The sequence below is a fragment of the Paenibacillus woosongensis genome (assembly GCF_009725165.1).
GTDB classification, from domain to species: domain Bacteria; phylum Bacillota; class Bacilli; order Paenibacillales; family Paenibacillaceae; genus Fontibacillus; species Fontibacillus woosongensis.
On the sequence record NZ_WNZW01000037.1, the window covers coordinates 1 to 794 of the forward strand.

The 794-nt window shown below is 47.4% G+C and carries 1 tRNA gene and 1 rRNA gene; both read left to right on the forward strand.

Annotated elements, in window-relative coordinates:
• Window positions 1-119: ribosomal RNA gene (locus GNP95_RS25500) — 16S ribosomal RNA — on the forward strand; the annotation flags it as partial.
• Window positions 120-221: 102 nt separating this feature from the next.
• Window positions 222-297 (forward strand) — tRNA-Ala (locus GNP95_RS25505).
• Window positions 298-794: the final 497 nt, after the last annotated feature.

Below are 794 nucleotides of genomic sequence, written 5' to 3' on the forward strand. Positions count from 1 at the left end.
CAACACCCGAAGTCGGTGAGGTAACCGCAAGGGGCCAGCCGCCGAAGGTGGGGTAGATGATTGGGGTGAAGTCGTAACAAGGTAGCCGTATCGGAAGGTGCGGCTGGATCACCTCCTTTCTATGGAGTACCTCGCTTCCGCAGCGAAGCGGTACAAATATGCTCTGCAATAACAGAGCTACAATAACGAGTGTCCATTTGTTCAGTTTTGATGGAATTTGCGGGGCCATAGCTCAGCTGGGAGAGCGCCTGCCTTGCAAGCAGGAGGTCAGCGGTTCGATCCCGCTTGGCTCCACCAATCAAATACCATCTTGATTCAAATCAATTCCATAACTTACCGCTTGAATGGGGAGTGTGGATTTGATAAGATAGTCCTCCGCCGGTAAAATGGCGGTTGAACAAATTGACAGGAATTTTGAACGTCACCGAAGGTGATCGTTACAGAAGTTCCGTCCTTGATCCTTGAAAACTGGATAACGAAACGAAATTTGCGTTTTAGAAAAATCCTTTTCTGATGAATTTAAATTAGCTGCAAAGCCAAATTGAAATTCATCATAGCTGAACTTGTGTCAACAAGTGAAGTGAAAAGTGGCTAGCGTAGGTTTTGGGACTGGAGATCCTTTGTGAGACGATTTCTACCTTGTATGAATTTACTTAATCAAGAAATTGGCGAACAACAGAGCACCAGGCGCAAAACCGAAGCATTATGGTTAAGCTACTAAGAGCACACGGAGGATGCCTAGGCGCTAGGAGCCGAAGAAGGACGTGGCGAACAACGAAACTGCCTCGGGGAGC